The organism is Clostridium celatum, assembly GCF_021412605.1.
GTDB lineage: Bacteria > Bacillota > Clostridia > Clostridiales > Clostridiaceae > Clostridium > Clostridium celatum.
In genome coordinates this window covers 35,642-55,229 of sequence record NZ_JAJKGM010000001.1, presented here as the reverse complement: position 1 = coordinate 55,229, position 19,588 = coordinate 35,642, and the positions used below count along the sequence as shown (strand labels likewise).

The 19,588-nt window shown below is 27.3% G+C and carries 11 protein-coding genes; 1 reads left to right on the top strand and 10 read right to left on the bottom strand.

Annotated elements, in window-relative coordinates:
* Positions 1 to 68: 68 nt before the first annotated feature.
* The 4 genes from LPC13_RS00210 to LPC13_RS00195 all read right to left on the bottom strand — a co-directional run bounded on the left by LPC13_RS00210 (position 69) and on the right by LPC13_RS00195 (position 10,190).
* Positions 69 to 6,548, bottom strand: coding sequence for a beta-N-acetylglucosaminidase domain-containing protein (locus LPC13_RS00210; protein ID WP_051040709.1), 6,480 nt, complete (start codon positions 6,546 to 6,548; stop codon positions 69 to 71).
* Positions 6,549 to 6,814: 266 nt separating this feature from the next.
* Positions 6,815 to 7,249, bottom strand: a complete 435-nt coding sequence (locus LPC13_RS00205) for a PIN domain-containing protein (RefSeq protein ID WP_040419707.1) — start codon at positions 7,247 to 7,249, stop codon at positions 6,815 to 6,817.
* 155 nt (positions 7,250 to 7,404) lie between these two features.
* The gene (locus tag LPC13_RS00200; protein ID WP_040419709.1) at positions 7,405 to 8,457 is read right to left on the bottom strand and encodes a hypothetical protein; all 1,053 of its coding nucleotides are present in this window, start codon (positions 8,455 to 8,457) and stop codon (positions 7,405 to 7,407) included.
* 227 nt (positions 8,458 to 8,684) lie between these two features.
* Positions 8,685 to 10,190 carry a C40 family peptidase gene (locus LPC13_RS00195; RefSeq protein WP_005214156.1) on the bottom strand — a complete coding sequence of 502 codons (1,506 nt, stop codon included), beginning with the start codon at positions 10,188 to 10,190 and terminating at the stop codon, positions 8,685 to 8,687.
* 313 nt (positions 10,191 to 10,503) lie between these two features.
* Between LPC13_RS00195 and LPC13_RS00190 the strand changes: the two genes are divergently transcribed.
* Positions 10,504 to 11,442, top strand: coding sequence for an L-lactate dehydrogenase (locus LPC13_RS00190; RefSeq protein ID WP_040419711.1), 939 nt, complete (start codon positions 10,504 to 10,506; stop codon positions 11,440 to 11,442).
* Positions 11,443 to 11,580: 138 nt separating this feature from the next.
* On the opposite strand, the gene LPC13_RS00185 is transcribed toward LPC13_RS00190, so the two are convergent.
* The 6 genes from LPC13_RS00185 to LPC13_RS00160 form a co-directional block, all read right to left on the bottom strand.
* Positions 11,581 to 12,672 carry a sensor histidine kinase gene (locus LPC13_RS00185; protein ID WP_234088447.1) on the bottom strand — a complete coding sequence of 364 codons (1,092 nt, stop codon included), beginning with the start codon at positions 12,670 to 12,672 and terminating at the stop codon, positions 11,581 to 11,583.
* A 512-nt stretch (positions 12,673 to 13,184) separates the two neighbouring features.
* The gene (locus LPC13_RS00180; protein ID WP_005214161.1) at positions 13,185 to 14,030 is read right to left on the bottom strand and encodes an aminotransferase class IV; all 846 of its coding nucleotides are present in this window, start codon (positions 14,028 to 14,030) and stop codon (positions 13,185 to 13,187) included.
* Positions 14,031 to 14,245: 215 nt separating this feature from the next.
* Positions 14,246 to 15,709, bottom strand: a complete 1,464-nt coding sequence (locus tag LPC13_RS00175) for a nicotinate phosphoribosyltransferase (RefSeq protein ID WP_234088445.1) — start codon at positions 15,707 to 15,709, stop codon at positions 14,246 to 14,248.
* 169 nt (positions 15,710 to 15,878) lie between these two features.
* Positions 15,879 to 17,384: a carboxypeptidase M32 gene (locus tag LPC13_RS00170; protein ID WP_234088443.1), complete on the bottom strand. Its 1,506-nt coding sequence runs from the start codon at positions 17,382 to 17,384 to the stop codon at positions 15,879 to 15,881.
* A gap of 78 nt (positions 17,385 to 17,462) precedes the next feature.
* Positions 17,463 to 18,014 (bottom strand): GNAT family N-acetyltransferase, encoded by a 552-nt coding sequence (locus LPC13_RS00165; RefSeq protein WP_005214171.1) that lies wholly within the window; start codon positions 18,012 to 18,014, stop codon positions 17,463 to 17,465.
* Between the two features lie 288 nt (positions 18,015 to 18,302).
* Positions 18,303 to 19,520, bottom strand: a complete 1,218-nt coding sequence (locus LPC13_RS00160) for a C39 family peptidase (RefSeq protein ID WP_005214173.1) — start codon at positions 19,518 to 19,520, stop codon at positions 18,303 to 18,305.
* Positions 19,521 to 19,588 lie beyond the last annotated feature (68 nt).

Sequence of the window (19,588 nt, the reverse complement as noted above, 5' to 3'; positions counted from 1 at the left end):
ATAAAATAATAAGAACACCCTTAGAAATAAAGTAATTTAATTTCTTTATTCTAAAGGTGTATTATTATTTATCTTTTCTTTTTAAATAAGTTTACTCCTATTGCAGATATCATAGTACCAAAAATTCCAATAACTCCTGCTGCTCTTCCCCCTGTATTAGGTAACTTTCCTTGTTCTTTATTAGTGCTATTACCATTACTACTAGTACTGCTACTTACATTATTACTGTTTCCTGTATTAGTATTTCCAGTATTACTGCTAATATTGTCTTCAGTAGCATTACTACTTGAGTTATTATTTTCAGTATTTGAGCTATTACCCTCATTCTTATCTACACTATTTTCTACTAATCTACCTAAAGCTGCTTCTAAAGTACTCTTCGCCTTATATACTTCATCTTCAGTAGCATCTTCATTGCTAAGAACCAACTTAGCCATTTCTAATGCTTTAGCTACATTACTATAGCTTACTTCTGTATATTTACTTGCATCTAAGCTTTCTATCTTATTAATTAACTCTTGTAACTTATCTTTATTTGGTTTTAATCTTAATTCAAGGTATGCTCTAATTAAATTATTATACCCTTCTTTAACTTCATTTTCTAAAGCATTTTCATCATTAACAATAGTATTTGCCTCATCCAATGCAGTTTCTAAATTACTCCAAGTTGAAGTTATAAATTCTTCCTTATTTAATGCATTAATCTTTTCTATTAAAGCAGTTAAAGAAGCTTTATCCCCTTTATAGAAAGATAGCTTTTGCATTACAGATGATAATCTATCAAATGCAGCATCTACTTGTGATTGAGTTGATTTAGAATTATTTAAAATTTCCTTTGCATTTTCAAGTGCAGCCTTAAATTCAGTAACAACTACAGGAACAACATTCTCTAAATCTTCATCTGTAATTTCCTCTGCAATCTCAATAGCAATTCCTAACGCTACTTTATTTACTTCCTTATCAATTGATTCATTATTTTCATTCACTATTATTTCATATATTTTTGGAAGTGGCTTACTAGCGTCAAATTCTATCTTAACTTCTACAATTTCATCATTAACAGCTAAGTCACTTAATTGTTTTCCTAATACACCTATAGTTTTCCAAACACCATTAGTATTTTTAACACTTACTGTAGCTTCACATATATTATCTTTATCTTGAAGGAATACTATATTTTCTACATTTGTTATTCTTGTCATCTTATAAATTAAATTTTCACCATTTCTAACATTTTCAGCTTCAAAAGCAGTTGTTAAATCTTCATCATATAGATAATCCCATCTACCAGTATCAAAAGTACCTTCTACTAAATCAACAGTATCATCTCCAGCATCAGGAACTGTTTTATTAATTTCTACCTCAAATAATTGAACCCAATATCCTGAATTTTCTCCATTAGCAATTATTCTAATATATTTTGCCATTTTACCATTAGCATTTACAGAAGCTACCTTTTTATCTCCTTCTGATGTATATTGTAATTCACCTAATGAAGTCCAATTAATACCGTCTTCTGATATTTGATATTCAGAATTTCTCATATAGTCCATATTTCCAAAGTAAGCAGTTACATCATAAAGAGGTATCTTATTACCTAAATCTATTTGTATATAATGTCCTGCCCCAGATGATTTATCTGACCAATACTTAGTAGACTTATCTCCATCTAAAGCTTTATCTATAGTATAGCTTTGATAAGTTCCTATATTTTGTGAAATAGTTGGTGTTATCTTATATACAGGTATTGCTTTAAAGCTATTAATATCTATATTCTTTGTATTATTACTCTTATTTACTAATCTAATATAAGTTGCAGCAATACTTTCATTAGTCTTCATTACACCATCTGAAATTGTTGTTTCAGCTTCACTCCACTCAATTCCATTTAATGAATATTCAAGTGATAATCCTTCATAATCACTAGCATTAATATTAATCTCTGCTAACTTAATTGCTTTAGGAAGAGCAATTCCTATATAATCATTTTTAGCAAGCTCTAAAGCTGTAATATCGTTTATAGAATATACTCCACTTTCAAGACTTACTTCAATATTTAACTCTTTGTTTAAAGATGTTATAACCTCTGGATCTATTTCTTTAAACATTACTTTTGACATTATATTGCTTGAAGCAGTTATAACATCATTTATAAGTGGTTTAAGTCTTTTTTCTCCTACAGCAACAGCATATTGTACTGTTCCTGAGTCTTCCATTCTATCAACAGTAAAATTATTCATTTCATTTAACTTTTCTGTTGCTAGATTATTGTTATCAAGCCATGTTTCTATTTTACCTTCTTCTGCAGCAATTAATGATTTCATAGCTGCTACCCCTGATTCACCTAATGCTTTATATGCGCCTAAGAATGGTTCTATTTCTGAAAGTAAAGCTTCATTATTTATATTATTTGTAATAGCTTCATAATCTGAAAGGATTATGCTAAATTCATTTAATAGTTCATTTGCAATATCCACTATTGATTTATTATTAGCTATTGCACTTTTTAATGCAGTTATTTTATCTGATAAATACCAAGATTCATCATATTCAAAAGTTCCACTTGCACCACCATCATCCTTAAGGTATGACGTATTAGATGCAAATCGCATAAATTCCTCTTTTATTTCTGGTACAAGCTTTTCTATTGCAGTTTCCCAACTGCTCATATAATCAAAGCTATCTGTATTCCAAGTGTAATCAGCTATACTATATAAAGTAACCTTTGAAGCTTCTGCTTGATTCATTGGATTTGAGAAGAATCCACTAACATTATCTAAGTCTGTATTTAAATTGTGTAAAGGAGCCATAAGAAGTCTTGAATCACAATAGTCATTAACTGGATAATTCCACCAAACTGCTAAATCTTTATCTACTCCTGTTTGTGTCTTTGGCCACTCCATAACATCTTTAGATATATTAGACATAGTTGCATGACCTGTCCACATTACTTGAATATCAGAATGTAAAGTTTGCATAAATGGTTTAAAGTAGTTGTTCATACTTGGTCCCCATGCAGAGTTATATCTTGCAGAAATAACTATCATAGGTGCAACATCACCTTTTGCCTTTACAAACTCAGTATCAATTCTATTAATCCACTCTGCTTGCTTTTTACCATTAGTCCAATCATCTGTATCATCAAATAAAACACCAAATTGTCTTACACCTAAATCATATAATTGTTCGTATTTAGCTATAAGAGCATCGAAGTCTGCTTCAGTAAATTGTAATGTAGCTCCTGGATGAATTGTCCAGCAGAAATTAACATTATTTTCTGCTCCTGCTTGTGCAAGTTCAGCTATTTGTTTAGCTTCTTCTTCTGGATATAAATCCTTCCAATTACTCCTATGGTATGGATCATCCTTTGGAGCATAAATATAAGTATTCATCTTATATTCACTGCAATCTTTCATAAGACTCATTCTTTCTTCATGACTCCATGGAGTTCCATAGAATCCTTCAATAAATCCTCTAAACTCTATTTCAGGATAATCTCCGATTACAACTTCTGCAAATTTATTATTTTCGCTCTTTTCTAAAATTTGCCCTAATGTTAATACAGCATAATATGCTCCATCACTATCTGAAGCCACTATAGATATATTACCCTTTTCATTTTCATCATTACTAGTTTTAATTACATATCCTTCTTTATTATCTAAAGCTTCATTTTCTAATAATTCACTTTCTATACAATTATCACAATGGTCCTTATCTGAAGTTATTATTATATTTGCCTTATCAGATACAACTTCGTCTGAAATATTATATTTTATATCATTTTCTTTTAATATCTCTTCTAACTTATCTACAGTTGCTTCTTCTTGTTCTCCATGAATTACAACATTAACATCTCCTACTAATTCCATTCCTTCTTCTGATAAATAAGTAGTTTCTTGAGGAACTGGATAAACTAAAGAATCCTTCTCTTCATCTGGAACTACTGGTATTGTTGGTAATTCAATTTCACCTTCTAATCCCATTACTTCAACTTCATAAATTCTTGCAGCATTATCACTACCTTGAGTAGGCTTATCTACTATTAACTTAACATATCTAGCTTGAGTTACAGGAATTCTATCCGTAGTTATTCCATCTATATTATTTGTAACCTTTACTACCTCTTTATAATTTTCTCCATCTGAACTAACTTGTACTCTATATGCTTTAGTATTCATTGAAGCAGCTTCTCCACCTGCCTCTGAATGTTTTATAACTATATCTGTTATTGTATCGATTTTTCCTAAATCTATAGTTAAATTATGAGTACTTCCATTATTAGCACACCATTTAGTATTTGATTTTCCATCAACAGCTTTTTCTGGTGATTCAGCTGCTGCAACAAAGCCTGATGCAGTTACTGATTTTCCTAAAGCAAGATTAGTTTTTTCAGTACTTGCTGCATTTGAAACAGTAATTATTCCCTTTTTAACAATCTCATCTTTTCCTAAAGCATTCTTAGCTTTTAATGTTACTGAATATACTCCTTCTTTTTCATAAGTTACAGTTGGATTTTCTTCAGTACTAGTTTCAATATTAGCGCCTGTAAATGTCCATTCAAATTCTGATGATGCCATTGAGCTTAAATTTGTAAATTTAACTTCTTGACCTGGTGCCACAAAAGTACTTGAGACATCAAAATCTGCTATTGCTTCAAAGCTACTATTTAAGGCTTCAGTTATAAACGCTAGTGCAGTTTTTTCTGAAAGCTTTTTACCACTATTTAAACTAGACATATTTGAATTTAATAAACTCTTTAGTCTATCTGCCTCTGAAGTATTCTTATTTGACTTAGCTATTAAGTATTCTAAAGCTAATTTATCATTTTCTCCTAAAAGCTTTAACTTATCTAAGTTTTCACTACAATGAGATAATATTTCACTAGGTAATTCTGCTTTTAATTTATCAGCAGCTTCAATCATATCATTAAATTCTTTATTTAAAATTTCAATTTCAGCAGTAACATCTTGTCCTTTAACTATCTTTCTAAGTAAATCATCCATAGTACTTCTTATTTCTGGCGCATCTCCTCTTCCAGTAGAAGCCCAGCTTGCTTCCATTCTTGATGAATGATTTGCAAATGTTATCATATAAGGGGCTAAGTCGCCATACATTTTTTCTATAGCATTTTCCCAGGATTTTTGATAATCATATTCTGATGTATTCCAAGCATAATCCGCACCTGTTGCTAAAGTTATTTTTGAAAGTTCTGCATGTTCCATTGGATTCATAGTAAAAAAGTCTATTTGACCTTCTAGAGCTTTATCTGCATTATATACTGGCCCTAAAGCTAATTTTTCTTTCATATAGTCTGTAACAGGATAGTTCCACCATATTCCCATTCTTTTCCCATAAACTGAATTTACGAAGTTAGCATTTTCTAAATCTATTCCTTCTGATACAACTACAGGACCTGTCCACATAACCATTATGTCACTATCTAGCGTAGATGAAAAATCAGTTGTATATTTAGTTAACTCATCAATTGTTCCCATAGCATGAGTATCATATTCTGTAGGCACAGTTATAAGAGGTTTAACATCACCTTTAGCTTTAACAAACTCTTTATTAAATCTATTTAGTAATTCAGCTTGCTTAACGCCATCTTTATTACTTATATCATCAAATAATATGGCAAAACTTCTAACTCCCATGTCATATAATGATTGGCATTTATTTATTAAAGCTTGAAAATCTGCCTCTCCATTGTCTCCATCAAAATTAATATCTATTCCTGGAGAAATTGCAAATACAAAGTCTACCTTATTTTCTTTAGACGTTTCAATAAGTTCATTCATTCTGCTCATTTCACTATCTGGATAAGGTTCTCTCCAATTTTCTCTGTGATATGGATCATCCTTTGGAGCATAAATATAAGTATTCATTTTATTATCACCATAAAACTCTATTTGATCTAATCTATCTTCATTAGACCATGGTGTTCCATAAAATCCTTCTACTATTCCTCTTGTCTTCATAGTAGGTTCATCACTTATAACAACATCATTTGAATATTTAGAACTACCGTCATTAACTATCAACTGCGTTAACGTTTTAACTCCATAAAAAGTACCATCTTCATCTTTACCTTCAATTAAAATTGTTCCACCTTTACCTTCACTTGATTCAACAGCAAGTATATATCCTTCTTCTTTTAAGCCTTCTGTACCAGAAATACCTATTTTCTCCTTAGCTTCATCCATTTCTTTAATATCATCTTCTAATTCACCTATTATTAAAGTAGTTGATGATTCATCATAAGTTTCATTAATAGTAATATCATTTGCAATTAAAAACTCTTTTAAAATTCTAATTGCATCTTCATCTGCAACATCTTGCCCCTTTAAATTAATTGATGATGTAATTTTTAAAACACCTTCATTAGTCTCCACACTTTCAGGAACTTGGCTTAATTGTGGTATGCTTATACTTACTTCTTCATTAACATCAGCAAAAGCATCAATTTTAGTTATAGTTAGACCATTAATAATAAACACACTAGCCATAGTTGTTGCTAATATTCTTTTTAACATCTCTCTTTTCACATCTTTTCCCCCTATTATATTTACGTAATAATTAAAAAGTAGACCATTAATTAACATTTATCTCTCTTACTTTTAATAATAATCCTTTTTGTAATTATTTACAACTATGTAATTTTATTCTCATTATTTTTTTCTTATATCTATTTAAGTTTTCCCTAATTTTTATTCCAGATTCATGAAATTTTATCAAATGTAATGCCCATTCTACCATATATATTTTTACATAATAAAAGAGGCTGTATTATTGATATACTAGCCCCCAATCTTTACCTTAAACTACTTATTAAATTGTCAATTGACCAAACTCTTTTATCTCCTAATAAACTTTTAGATATATTAAATAAGGCCTTATCCTCTGTAACTAATATTAACTCTGAATTTATATAACAAGTATATAAATTTAATAAATCTACTTGAGACAGTTTATTTTTTTCTTTTTTATCTTTAGTTTCATAATCAAAGATTAAATAAAATCCACTTATATCTTTTTTATCTATTTCTATAGATACTGGTAAAAGTTCGCAAAATCGTTGACTTAGTATATAATTGCCTTTATATTTTCTTTTTTCTTTTATTGAAATTTCCTCTAAAACATCTTTTAATATTACTATTTTATTTTCTTTTATTAGTTCACTTAAGTTATCCTCATTTCTTTCCCATAATTTAATTATTATATTACTATCTATCAAATATCTATTCATTGCTATCATTCCTAATCATTTATTTTCTATAATTATATTAAATTAAAAATAAGTAAGTATAATTTAAAGCTCAATATTTATTTTTATCAATTATTTTTTACTTACTCAAATTTTTATAAATTAATAAAAAATAGGATGATTTAAGTCATCCTATTTTATGAAACTTCTTCTTCTTTTTTTGGTAAATTCGCAATATCTATAGTTCTTAAATTTAAAATTTTAATAACTGTTTGTAATAAATAAAATTCATGACCACTATCGGAAACTAATCCCTCTACTAATCTCCATGTAGAATTTTCATTATCTCTAGCCCAAGCTGTAATATTATGCGTATCTACACCATATTCAATACTATTAATCTTATAAGTAAAATTAAAAGCTCTATAAGTTAATTTATTAATATCATCAATTAACTTCTCTTTAATTTCATCTACAAAACCTTCAAAAATATTTCTATTAATTTTTATATAATTTTGGCTACATTCAGTTATACTTTCATAAACTTTACATTTTCTTTCTTCTATAATTATATTAAGTAAAATCATCTCTCTACTATTACTTAAATAATATTTATTGATTTCATCACTTTCATTTAATAATTTTTCTAATAAATTATTAAAATAACTTATATAAATCAAAAGTAACATATCATTAGTATCAAATTCTTTTTCTAAAATTTTTATCTTACTAATTATAGTATCTAATATAGTTTTAATTTTTTCTTCGTTGTTAAGTAGATAATATTCTTTTAATATTGTTAAAATATTTTCTTCATAAAGATCACTTTGAATATTATTATCTTTTATTTTGTTATCATTATAAATAACTTCATCTTCATTTTTAATTTTACTATCTATATCTTTATCATTTAATGATTTACTTTCTAACTCTTCTTTTTGTTCTAGCTTTTCAGAAGAACACTCTTCACTTAAAATAATATTCTCTTCTAAATCAATATTATTATTTCCTAAAATTAATACTTCAATTTCCTCTTTATTTTCTTTTGTTGCATAATTATTTTCATCTTCTAAATACTTTTCTTTTATTATCCTTAATTCTTCTTCTAACACCTTAATTTTTTCATTAGCTGAAGTTAAACTTTCTTTATATTCTTCTATTTGTATTTTATTCTCTTCAATTATTTTTAGTAATTCTTCAATTTTATTTTTTTCATTTTCTTTTTTTAATTTTAAAAAATTAAATTTCATACGCCATCCCACAATCTTCTATATTAGACTATATTTTTATTTTTTATTATAGTATTTTATATCCACATTGTCTAATGTAAATAATCCCATAACCATTTAAAAATAATTTTTCTATATTTACCATCACTATCCTCAAAGTTAAAGCAGTAAATATATTTATAACATTAAATTATTTACTGCTCTTACTTATTATTATTCTTTTAATATTGTAGAATTCCTCTTTTTATTTATAAAACTCTTCTTGCTCTTCCTATAGAACTCCATGGAACTTGTCTTATTCCTATTAATCCTCCAGTAGTTGATGAATCTATCCACATATTATCTCCTATATACATTCCTACATGTCCAATAGATGTGGTGAATAATAAATCACCAGCTTTTACTTCACTTAAGCTAACTTCATATCCTGCTTCGATTTGATTATAAGTTGTTCTACCTATATGAATATTAGCTTTTGCAAAAGCCCACTGCATAAGACCTGAACAATCAAAAGCACGGTAACCTTGATCTACAAATGCTTCTGCATGATTATATTCTCCAGCCGCCGCATCTACAGGAAATCTATTTTTAAGAATCTGTAAATTTGCTGTTGTAAGCTCTTCTCCAGACCCCCCCCATACATATGGACTTCCTATATGACTTTTAAGCTCATTTAATATAATCTCATATGAATTAGATACTGATTCATTAGTTGAGCCATTGCTAGATATATTAAAACTTATATAATCAACACTTACATATCCTACTGATCCATTAAAGTTTATTTTATACCATGCTCCTTCTTGACCCACTACGTCTACAACTGTCCCATTTAATAAATAACCTAAAACAAAAGAACTTCCATCTGCACTTTGACGTACTCTTAGATTTGAACCTTCTACATTAATAACTTGTCCTTTTTTTATTGTTACACTACCATCTGGTGTTGCTTCTGGAGTTGGATTATTAGGTGTTACTTCTGCATTTGCTTTATCCATAGTTATATATTCTTTACTAACATATGCTATAGAATTATTATAACTAATTTTATACCATGTACCTTCTTCACCAATTATATTTACAGTATCTCCTTCATATAAAGATCCTATTATTGCTGAACTAGTTGAAGAACTTTGTCTAACTCTTAGGCTTAACCCATCTAAATTATAAGCATATCCTATTGCATTCATCTCTGTAGTATTTCCACTATTACTACTGTTATCGTTATTTGTTCCATCAATTAAAATATAATCACTATGCACATATCCATAACTATTATTATATTTTATTTTGTACCATTCACCTTCAGTTCCTACTATAGATACAGTAGTATCATCTACTAAATATCCAATAATAGATGCATTTAATGACGCACTACTTCTTACTCTTAAATTAGGAGCTGCATCATACACTCTTCCTGTTGTTGTAATTTCATAAGATGGTAAATATAATTCTTTAACGTAATCCCCATGCACATATCCCGTAATACCATTATAACTAATTTTATACCATCCATTACTATTTGATATTATATCAAATGTAGTACCTTCAGTCATTGTAGTAAGTATGCTTGAACTTGTAGATGCTTCTGCTCTAACTCTTAAATAGCTACCATCTACATTTACAACTTGTCCCCTATTAATAGTTGCTACAGCCATATTTTCTGTGGCATATGCTGGCACAGATTTTAATGCTATTGTTGCACCTACTACCCCTGAAACAGCAAGTAACTGTTTTATTTTCTTTCTTTGCATCTTTTAATCACCTTTTCATCATAAACTTTTATAAAACAATTATTTTTTCACATTAAACATTATAAACATTCTTCTATTATTTTACCATAATTTTCACATATTCTATCAATATTTTTATTAATTTCTTAAAAGCAGCTTTACTTTTTATTTAATTTACATTTTTAGGCAGCTATTTTATTTGTTTTACAATTTTTCTCTTGCAAAAATATTAAATTTCATATTAGTTATATCTTTTATAAAATTTAAAATATTACTTATAAATAAACATATATACCACATAATATATTATATCTATAATAAGGATGGTGATTTTTTGAGTAAAATATCTATAATCGGAGCCGGTTCTATTGGTTCAACAACAGCATTTGCATTATTACAGAAAGGTATAGCTAGAGAAATTGTTATAAATGATATTAACCAAGAAAAAGCATTAGGTGAAGTTTTAGATTTAATGCATGGAAGTTCTTTATGTCCACCATGTAATGTTACATTAGGTAGTGTAGACGACACTAAAGATTCTGATATTATTATAATAACTGCAGGATCTCCTCAGAAACCTGGTGAAACTAGACTAGATTTAGTAGATAAAAACTATAAAATTTTCCAAAACTTTATTCCAAAACTTGCTAGCCTAAGTCCAAATTCAATATTACTTGTAGTTTCTAATCCAGTTGATATACTATCATATATGACTTATAAACTATCAGGTTTTCCAAAAGAAAGAGTCATTGGCTCTGGAACTGTTCTTGATACTGCAAGACTTAGAAGCCTTCTTTCAAAATACTTTAGAATTGATGGAAGAAATGTTGAAGGATTTGTTCTTGGAGAACATGGAGATAGTGAGTTTGTAACTTGGTCATCATTAAGAGTTGGTAGTATTCCTGTTAAAAGTTTTTCAGAGCAAAATTCAATTTCTTGGGATAAAGAAACAGAAAATGTTATTGCCGAGGATGTTAAAAATTGTGCTTATGAAGTAATAAAAAGAAAAGGCGCTACTGCCTTTGCTGTTGCTGTTGCTCTTGTTCGAATTGTTGAAGCTATATTAAGAGATGAAAAAACAATATTAACCCTTTCTACATTGCTAAATGATTATTTAGGAGTAAGTAATACCTATTTAAGTGTTCCTACTATAGTAGGTAGAAATGGAATTGAAAAAGTTCTCGATATTCAACTCTCTACCGAAGAACAAGAAAAATTTATATCATCAGCTAATCTAATGAAACAATACATCACAAGAATTGACTCTCACTAGATTTCAGCTACACTAACTATTTTGGTATAGCTCAAAGTTGATTTAAAGTTATACAAAAAAGTATGATATACTTAGAAGAAATTATTCTGACTTCTATAATCTTATATCATACTTTTTCTATTAACTTTATATTGTAATTTAACTATATATGTCTGAAAATTCAATACTAACTCTTTCTACATTGTTTTCAAAGGCATTCTTAGATTCTAAAATCTTTTCTTCTTTTGCTTTTACTATTGGCAAGCTAACTGTAAATGTACTTCCTTTATTTAATTCGCTCTTAAGTTCTATATTTCCATTATGTAATTCTACTATTGATTTAACTAGTGCTAATCCAATTCCACTTCCTTCATTTTCTCTATAAGTAGCTCTATCAACTTGAGTAAATCTATCAAAAATTTTCTCTTGCATTTCTATTGGAATTCCTATCCCTGTATCTATTACTGAAATAAAAACATTTTCATCATCTGTTTTTATTTCAACATTTATTTCTCCACCACTTTTAGTAAATTTTATTGCATTGGATAATAAATTAAGTATTATTCTCTCAATATTATCTGGATCACATGCAATTATCAACTCTTCAATATCTGTATCAAATATTAAAGAAATTCCTCTACTTTCAACATAACAAACTGCTGATAAAGTTATGTCTTCCACTAGATTGACTATGTCACAATTAGTCTTCATTAATTTAAAACTCGCAGAATCTATTTTGGTTATATCAATTAAATTGCTTATTAACCTATGAAGCCTATTTGTATTCTGCTTGCAAATATTCATGTACTTTGAAAATTTTTCATTTTTATAATTATCATTTATAGTTGTAACTTCAATCATTTGATTTGCAGTATATAAAATATTTAAAGGTGTTTTTAATTCATGAGATACATTTGCAAAAAAATCTGTTCTAATTTTCTCTGCTATTTCAAGCTTTTTATTAAACTTTATTAACTTACTATTATTTATGTAATCATTAGCATGATATGTATATATCCTGTAAGAAATTATGCTTGAAAAAATTAATGTAAAAATAACATTTACTATACTATCCATAACCCCTTTAGTCCCACTTGGTAAAGAAAGTAGATATATTAAAATAACAATAGAAGCTACTAAATTATTGGTAATGCTAATTATAGGTGGAAAATATACTAAAGCACTAATACAAAATGAAATTATTATATAAGCAGAAATTTGGCTAGTATTATAAAATAAATCTATGGACATAAATATACACCAATAAAATATAATACTACAAAAAATCCAATAAATTATTTTATTAGATCTTAATGATATCCTTTTAAATAAGAATTTATAATAAAAAAACCATGCTATAGCTACAATTGTCATAATTATATGTGATAAATATAAGTAGTAAAGAGGTTTATTTCCACTAGCTAAACAATTATAATAAAAAATATCAATAAAAATAAGAATGATATTCAATGGTATTAATATTAGTATTGGATAATTACTCCTTTTAATATTAATATTTACTCTCGCTTTCTCAAACTCATTATATTGCTCAATTGATTCAAACTTTTTATCTACTCTTATAAAATTTTTAATGTAATTTTCAAACATCACTTTCTCCTTTTGTTTAACCATTTGCATTACATATTATAACAATTTTATACATTATAATCAATTTATCATTAATCTAATTTTATTAAAAATATAATATCTTAGTTAATGATATACATAAATATCTAAACTAAGATATTATATAAATTTATATATTAATCCATTGTTTCATTAAGGATTTTATTCATATACTCATATTGCAATAATTTGATAACAGCAGGAGCTCGTCCTCCAACTGGAACTCCATTAATTTCTTTAGCTGCTACAATAAATTTAGTTGTGCTAGATAACATAACTTCATCCGCTTCCATCATATCTTTTATCGTAAATGGTATTTCTTCTATATTCATATTATTACTATTACAAATATTTAAAATATTTTTTCTTGTTATACCAGCTAAAATTAATCTATTTGTTGGATGAGTCTTTAATACGCCGTTTTTAATTATATAAACATTACTATAAGATGCTTCTGTTACAATATTTCCTCTGTGAAAAATAGCTTCTTCACAACCACATTCACTTGCTTTTTGAGATGCCATTACATTAGGAAGTAAATTTAAAGTTTTTATATTACAATGAAACGCTCTTGTGTCGGGAACTGTTATAAGCTTAACTCTTTTCTTATAGTTTCCTATATCATTAAAAGGTGTTATTGTAATATATAAATTCCCCTTTATATCTTTGTTGTATTTATGACTTCTTTGAGCTGTTCCTCTTGTAACCTGAAAATATACCAATTGTTCATCAGCATCCACTTTTTTTACTAGATCATATAATATATCTTTTAGTTCCTCTTTTGTATATGGAATTATTATCTTTAGCATTTCTGCACTTTTATATAACCTTTCAATGTGATCATTTAATGCAAATATTTTATGATTTACTGTTATTACAACCTCATAAATACCATCTCCAAAATAAACTCCCCTATCTAACATAGGAATATTTATATCTTCAATAGCTCCTATATTTCCATTATAATATCCTAAATTCTCCACTTACCACTATCCCCCTTATAAATTTTAGGCAAGTAATACTCTTATATGCCTTACACTATACTATATGCTTAATTATTTTTACTTATATACAACTATATTGCTTATCATTGATTTTATTTTATTTAATTATTGTTATATGAGAAATTGTACATTTTATTTTAAAATACTAAGATGTATTTAAATTAAATTACTTTTAACTTAAATACATCTTAACTTTATTTTTCACTTCTAAATTTATTAATCATATCATTTTTTAAGTTCCATAACTTAGGAGATAAATCTACATAATAGTCTTGTGGATTAGTAAATCTTTTTACCTCATCCCATAAAAAACTTACCTGTTCTATACAATAGCTTCTTATTGTTTCTAGATTAGGGGATTTATATACACATTCTCCATTTAAAATTACTGGAACCTGTAATTTTTTTGCATAAAAATTAGTTATAGTTTTTCTTTTCCATGTATAAATAGGATCAAAAATTTCATATTCTTTACTATCATCTATTATTTCATCTGCTAAAGTTAACACATCTGCAATTGCCATATTATTTTCTTTATTAAATAATCTCCATACAGTTTTATATCCTGGATTTGTTACTTTTTCTATATTTTCAGAAAGCTTAATTCTTGGAGCTATTTTTCCATCTTCTTCAACTGCAACTAGTTTATAAACGCCTCCAAATACTGGTTCAGATTTTGCAGTAATAAGTCTTTCTCCTACACCAAAGGTATCAATACAAGCTCCTTGATTCATAAGATCACTTATTATATATTCATCTAGGCTATTTGAAGCAATTATTTTGCACTCTTCTAATCCATTTATATTTAATATTTTTCTCACTTCTTTAGAAAGATATGCTAAATCACCACTATCTAATCTTACACCTTTAAGCTTTTTTCCTTGAGGCTCTAATATATTCTTCGAAACCTTAATAGCATTAATTATTCCTGATTTTAAAACACTATATGTATCTATTAATAAAATACAGTTATCTGGATAAGTCTTTGCATATGTTTCAAAAGCCTTATACTCATCTCCAAATAATTGTATCCATGCATGTGCCATTGTACCAACAGCTTTAACATTAAATATTCTATCTGCTATAGTTGTTGCAGTTCCATCAACACCACCTATATAAGCTGCTCTAGCACCATAAATTGCTGCATCATACCCTTGACTTCTTCTAGCTCCAAGTTCTAATACCTCTTTTCCTTCTGCTACTCTTCTTATTCTATTTGCTTTAGTGGCAATAAGACTTTGATGGTTTATAGTTAAAAGCAGCATAGTTTCTATAAGTTGTGCATCAATAACCTTTGACTTTACTGTAATCAATGGTTCATTAGGAAATACTGGAGTTCCTTCTTCAATTGCATATAGATCTCCTGTAAATTTAAAGTTTAATAAATACTCTAAAAATTCCTCACTAAATAATTTTCTACTTCTTAAATATTCTATATCACTTTCTGTAAACTTTAAGCTTTCTATATACTCAATAACTTGTTCTAATCCTGCTACTATTGCAAATCCTGCCTTGTCAGGATTTTTTCTAAAAAACATATCAAAATAAACTATAGTATCTTTAAGATTATTTTCAAAATATCCATTTGACATAGTAAATTCATAAAAATCAACAAGCATACTTAAATTTCTTTCATTTTTAAAATCAATATTTGACATAATTAATTCTCCTCATAAGTAATAGTACTACTGTCTATTTATATTATTTTTTACTATGTTGTACATATTATGCCTCAAATTACACTCCATATTTTTGAAAATAAATAAATCACTCCTAAGATTATTGTATCTACAATTTAATCTCTGGAGTGATCTCTTATATATTAATTTATTTTACATTGTAAACTTCATAATACTTTTCTTTTAAATATTTAATAAAATATTTAGCATTAAGTTCTTCACCTGTAATATTTTTAATTAGCTCATTAGGAGTATATAATTTCCCATTTTTGTGAACTTTTTCATTTAACCATACCTTTACTGTATTAAAATCGCCCTTAGCGACTTCATTCATAACTTCTGGTTTTTCTTCTAAAAGTTTATAATACATTTGAGCACCATAAATATTTCCTAAAGCATAGCTTGGGAAGTATCCAAACATTCCACCTGACCAATGAACATCTTGAAGAATTCCTTCACTATAATTGCTAGCTTCAACACCTAAATACTCTCTATACTTTTTGTTCCAAAGCTCTGGTAAATCATCTACACTTATATCTCCATTTATTAATTCTTTTTCAATTTCATATCTTATTATAATATGCAGACTATAAGTTAACTCATCTGCTTCTGTTCTTATTAAAGATGGTTCTACATAATTTATAGCTTCATAAAATTCCTCTAAATTAACACTATCAAAATCTTTAAAATACTTTTTAGCTAACGGTAATAAGTATGAACAAAACTCTTTACTTCTTCCTATGATATTTTCATAAAATCTTGATTGTGATTCATGAATAGCCATAGAAATAGCAGCTTGAAGACCTGTATCTTTTAAATCATCTCCAATGTTTTGCTCATAAATTCCGTGTCCACCTTCATGTATTGTGCTATATAAAGCTGATGTAAACTCATCCTCATGATAATTAGTTGTAAGCCTTACATCATTCTTACTTATATTAATTGTAAAAGGATGTACACTTTCATCTAATACTCCTGCATTTAAATCAAAGCCTATACTTTTTAATATTTCTAAGGATAATTCTTTTTGTTTATTTGTATCAAAATGACCATTTAAAAATTCCCTATTAATCTTCTTATTGCTAGATTTTATATTCTTAAGTATCTCTATAATTCCATCTCTTAACTCTGAAAAAACTTTATCTAACTTTTTTACCGTTAGACCACTTTCATATTTATCTAACAAAGTATCATATTTATTCTCTTCATAACCCCAATATTCAATAAATTCCTTTTGAAAATTAATAATTTCTTTTAAATTATCTTTAAATCCTTCATAATCATTATTTTCCTTAGCTTTTTCCCAAGCAATTTCAGCTTTATTGGTTGCAGATATATATGCAACGTATCTATCTTCAGGAATTTTTTTAGTTTCATTATAATCCTTTTCAAGTTCTTCTAACATTCTTAACTCTAAAGTATTCATTTTTTCTTTATTTACATTTAACGATTCTATAAATCCTAAAACTTTATCACTAGTTGTTTTCTTAAATACCTCACCTGATAAATAACTAATAACATCAGATCTTGTTTCTCCAGCTTTACTTGGCATACTAGTTCTCATATCCCAATACACTAAAGATATTGCTTCATTTAACTTATTAACTTCAGATATATGTTCTTTTACTTCGTTAAATTTTTCTTTTAAATTCATTTATTTTTCCCCCAATTTATTTAATGATAAATTCTTTATATAATCTTTTATTTCTCACCTAAGTGAAAGTCAAAATAATTATAATTCCTTAACTAATACATATCTTCTTAGTCCACCATATTTTATTTTATCCTTCTTAATTTCATAGCCTAAACTTTTAAAAGTATTTACGCTAAATTCATTATATGGCGATGCAGTTGCACAAACTATTTTAGTATTGTTTTCTATTGCAATCTTTTCTAGCTCTTCACATATAATTCTTTGAAGTTTGTTCCCTCTATATTCTTCTCTAACTACTGTTGACTCTATTTGTCCGACATTTAATAGCTCTTCACCTTTTAATTCAATGTCATATCCATAGTTCCCTTTATCATATCCTTTTTTAGCATATACACCCATAGCAATGATTTCATCATCCTCTGTTACATATCCTATTATTTTACCTTTTCCTTTTATGTACTCTTCAAATTCTTCCTTTTCAGTATCTGCATACAATTCTTTATTTTCTAAACCATCGATTATTATTTTTTGAAGTTCCATTATTTTATCTATATAATCTAAATTTAATTCTTTCATTTTAGCTTCTACTAATTGTCCATCTTTTCTTTTCAACTTTAGTATTTTTCTCATTTCTATCACCTCTAATTGATATTTTATCAAAACTACTCTTAATAATCCAAAGTTTTCTATTAATATAAATTATTTCTTAAATAAAAATATCATCTTAATTCTTTAAAATTAAAGCGATACTTTTAGAAGTAACTCTATTTTCTCTTACCCAGCTTATCATTTCATCTGAAATATCAAAACCATATACTTTTAAATTAGATATATTACTCCTTTTATTATTATTTTTTAAAATATTACTATATAAATAACCACAAGTAAAGCATGCTTTTTCTTTACTTGTGGCTATATTTAATGAACTATATACATAATATAATCTGAATTATACCAAGCTTCCATAAACTGTTCTAATTTATATTCTACTCTAACACTTTCATCATCTTCAGCTGCAGGATCATTTACAACTACATATTGCTCACCATTTTTATTGCTAAATCCACAAACTACTATTAAATGTCCGCTTGTTGTAAGTGGAGCATTTTCTATATATGGATATTTATCATTATCTATATCATTAGTGTATTTAACACTTGTTGCTACTGGATACCCATCTTCAATTTCATTTTTTAAATCCTCTAAACTACCAAACTTAACATAAGCTTGATGTCCTAAGCTTCCAGCAAAAGCAACATTATATACCCAATTACCAAATCCATCATAATTATAGTCATAAGAACTCCAAGCAACATCTTCGACTATTAAATTTTCACCTAATCTATTTAATAGCATTGTCATACTTGTTGGACTACATATTCTACTTGCAATTCTTTTATCTCTAAGCATTTGTGATATCTTTGGAGTTTCTATAACCTTTTCTACAATACTTAAATTTATATCACCATTAAAAGCATCTATAACTTTATTTTCACTATTTATATATGATACTGTAATTCTCGTTAATATAGGAGTTACTTTAGAGCTTTTTGAATACAATTTTACTCTCACTTGAATTTTATTAGCATAAGTTTCATCACCTTTAATAATAAGTGTATCTGTATCAACCTTAGCTAAATTACAAGCTGTACTTTTAGATGCCCTTTCTATACCTGTTCCCCACACTCCCCAAGATAGCCATTCTGTCCACTGAGAAGTATTGGTATATGCTCGTGCTTCAACTTCAATATAAGTTTTTTCTGGTGTTTCTGCATTCCATGAAAGAATAAGTTTATTAAAATCTTCTGTATCAATTACTTCTGAAATAAAGGTTCCCTCTTTGACATATTTTCCATTTTTACTTTTTAATACTATAGTATCTTCTTTAATATTATTATTTAAGCTATTATTATTATCTCGTATTATATCTACATTTTCTAAAATACCTTTATTAAATTCATTTTTTCCTTCTATAAAGATTAAATTTCCATTAATAGCCCTTTCATTTACACCATCCTGATTATTCACTCCATCTACTCCCTTATTATTATTTTTATATGTTGAGATAATAGCATATAATCCTATAAATACTATAATACAAATGCTTATACCTATAATTTTTTTATTCTTTTTCATTAAATTAAAAAGCAGCCCTCCTATTTATTATTACTAATAAATAATATGCGCTGCTCTTTTAAATATAC